Raw genomic sequence first — 2,768 nt, 5'->3', positions numbered from 1 at the left:
CTCCTCCATGCGCCTGCGCCGCTCCAGGTACTCGTCGATGCCGCGCGGGAGCATCCGCAGGGCTCCGTCGCCGAGGAGGGCGAAGACGCGGTCGGTGGTGCGCTCGACGAAGAACCGGTCGTGGGAGATGACGATCATGGAGCCGGGCCAGCCGTCGAGGACGTCCTCGAGCTGGGTGAGCGTCTCGATGTCCAGGTCGTTGGTGGGCTCGTCGAGGAAGAGGACGTTGGGCTCGTCCATCAGCAGCCGCAGCAGTTGCAGCCGCCGCCGCTCACCACCCGACAGGTCGCCCACCGGCGTCCACTGCTTCTCCTTGCCGAACCCGAAGGTCTCGCACAGCTGACCGGCGGTCATCTCGCGCCCCTTGCCGAGGTCGACGCGCTCGCGCACCGCCTGGACGGCCTGGAGCACGCGCCAGGTGGGGTCGAGTTCGGCGACCTCCTGGGAGAGGTAGGCGAGCTTGACCGTCTTCCCCACCCGGACCCTGCCCCCCGCGGGCTGCACCTCGCCCTCGCTCCGGGCAGCCTCCGTCAGCGCCCGCAGCAGCGACGTCTTCCCGGAGCCGTTGACCCCCACCAGGCCGATACGGTCCCCGGGCCCGAGCTGCCAGGTGACGTGCTCGAGCAGCACCTTGGGCCCGGCCTGGACGGTGACGTCCTCCAGGTCGAAGACGGTCTTGCCGAGCCGCGAGGAGGCGAACTTCATCAGCTCGCTGCTGTCCCGGGGCGGGGGCACGTCCGCGATCAGCTCGTTGGCGGCCTCCACGCGGAAGCGCGGCTTGGACGTCCGCGCGGGGGCGCCGCGCCGCAGCCAGGCCAGCTCCTTGCGGACCAGGTTCTGCCGCTTGACCTCCTCGGTGGCGGCGATGCGCTCACGCTCCGCGCGGGCGAAGACGTAGTCGGAGTAACCGCCCTCGTACTCGTACACGTCACCGCGCTGCACGTCCCACATGCGGGTGCAGACCTGGTCCAGGAACCACCGGTCGTGGGTGACGCAGACGAGCGCGGACCGGCGCTCCCGCAGATGCCGGGCGAGCCAGGCGATGCCCTCGACGTCGAGGTGGTTCGTCGGCTCGTCGAGGACGACCAGGTCCTGCTCCTCGATGAGCAGCTTGGCGAGCGCGATCCGCCGCCGCTCGCCACCGGACAGCGGCCCGATGACGGTGTCGAGGCCCTTGGGGAACCCGGGCAGGTCCAGTCCGCCGAACAGTCCGGACAGTACGTCCCTGACCTTGGCGTTCCCGGCCCACTCGTGGTCGGCCAGGTCGCCGATGACCTCGTGCCGGACGGTCGCCTCCGGGTCGAGCGAGTCGTGCTGGGTGAGCACCCCGATCCGCAGTCCGCCGGAGTGCGTCACCCGCCCGGTGTCCGCCTCCTCCAGCCGGGCCAGCATCCGGATGAGCGTGGTCTTGCCGTCGCCGTTGCGCCCCACGACCCCGATCCGGTCCCCCTCGGAGACGCCGAGGGAGATCCCGTCGAGCAACGCACGCGTGCCGTACACCTTGCTGACGTTCTCGACATTGACCAGGTTGACGGCCATTTTTCTCCTGCCAGGTGGATCGATCAGCTTTCCAGCGTAGGCCCTGACGGAACGCGCCCGGGACGCGAGGAGTCACCGGCCGCCCCTCGTCCATGTCCACGAACTCGACCCGATGACGCGGGCCTGCGTGCACAGGGGCCGCACCGCGACCGGAGCAAGGTCGACAGGCCTTCCACGATCGCCCTCGAGCCGAGCACGGTCGGGACGCGCCCCCGGAGCGCCTCAGACGACCGTCGCCCCCGGCACCGGCCCTGCCGCCGTACGCACCGTGCGGCAGGTACCCGAAGCCCGCAGGGCAGCCGCGATCCCCTCCGCCGCCTCCGCGTCCGGCGCCAGGAACGCCGTGGTCGGCCCCGATCCGGACACCAGCGCGGCCGGTGCCCCCGCCGCACGCCCCGCCGCGAGCGTCTCCGCCAGCTCCGGGAACAGCGACAGCGCCGCCGGCTGGAGGTCGTTGGAGACGGTGGCCGCGAGCGCGTGCGGGTCGCCCTTGGCGAGTGCGCCGATCAGTTCCCGCGAGGCCACCGGCCCGGGAATCTCCCGCCCCTCCCCCAGCCGGTCGAACTCCCGGAACACCGCCGGTGTCGACAGCCCCCGCCCGGCCATGGCGAACACCCAGTGGAAGGTGCCCCCCACCTCCAGCTCCGTCAGCCTCTCGCCCCGTCCGGTGCCCAGTGCCGCCCCTCCGACCAGGCTGAACGGCACATCGCTGCCCAGCTCGGCGCAGATGTCGAGGAGTTCCGTGCGCGAGGCACCCGTGCCCCACAGCGCGTCGCACGCGAGCAGCGCGCCCGCGCCGTCCGCGCTGCCGCCCGCCATGCCACCGGCGACGGGAATGTCCTTGGCGATGTGGATGTGGACGTCCGCGTCCCGGCCGTACCGTCCGCCGAGGATCAGGGCCGCGCGGGCGGCGAGGTTCGTACGGTCCAGCGGGACCTCACCGGCGTCCGGGCCCGCGCAGGTGACCCGGAGCCCGTCCGGTGACGGGGTGACGGTGACCTCGTCGTACAGGCCGACCGCGAGGAAGACGTTGGCGAGGTCGTGGTAGCCGTCGGGGCGGGCGGCGCCGACCGCGAGCTGGACGTTGACCTTGGCGGGGACGCGGACGGTGACGCTCACTGCGGGCCCGGCTCCTTGTTCTCGGCGTGCTCGGCGTGCTCGGCGTTCTCGGCGTTCTCGGCGTGCTCGGCGATGCGGGCGAACTCCTCGACGGTCAGGGACTCACCGCG

Annotated in this window: 2 protein-coding genes; both read right to left on the bottom strand. The window is 72.4% G+C overall.

From position 1 onward, the window contains the following. Nucleotides 1-1,539 (bottom strand): ABC-F family ATP-binding cassette domain-containing protein (locus tag B9S61_RS00920; protein WP_103540464.1); only part of this gene is annotated, 1,539 nt, incomplete at its 3' end. Nucleotides 1,540-1,761: 222 nt separating this feature from the next. Beyond that, entirely contained in the window at nucleotides 1,762-2,658 is an 897-nt protein-coding gene (locus tag B9S61_RS00915; protein ID WP_103540463.1) for a 4-(cytidine 5'-diphospho)-2-C-methyl-D-erythritol kinase, read from the bottom strand. Between the last annotated feature and the right edge of the window lie 110 nt (nucleotides 2,659-2,768).

This window comes from Streptomyces sp. SM1 (genome assembly GCF_002910825.1).
Lineage (GTDB): Bacteria > Actinomycetota > Actinomycetes > Streptomycetales > Streptomycetaceae > Streptomyces > Streptomyces okerensis.
This window is presented reverse-complemented; position numbering and strand designations above follow the sequence as displayed.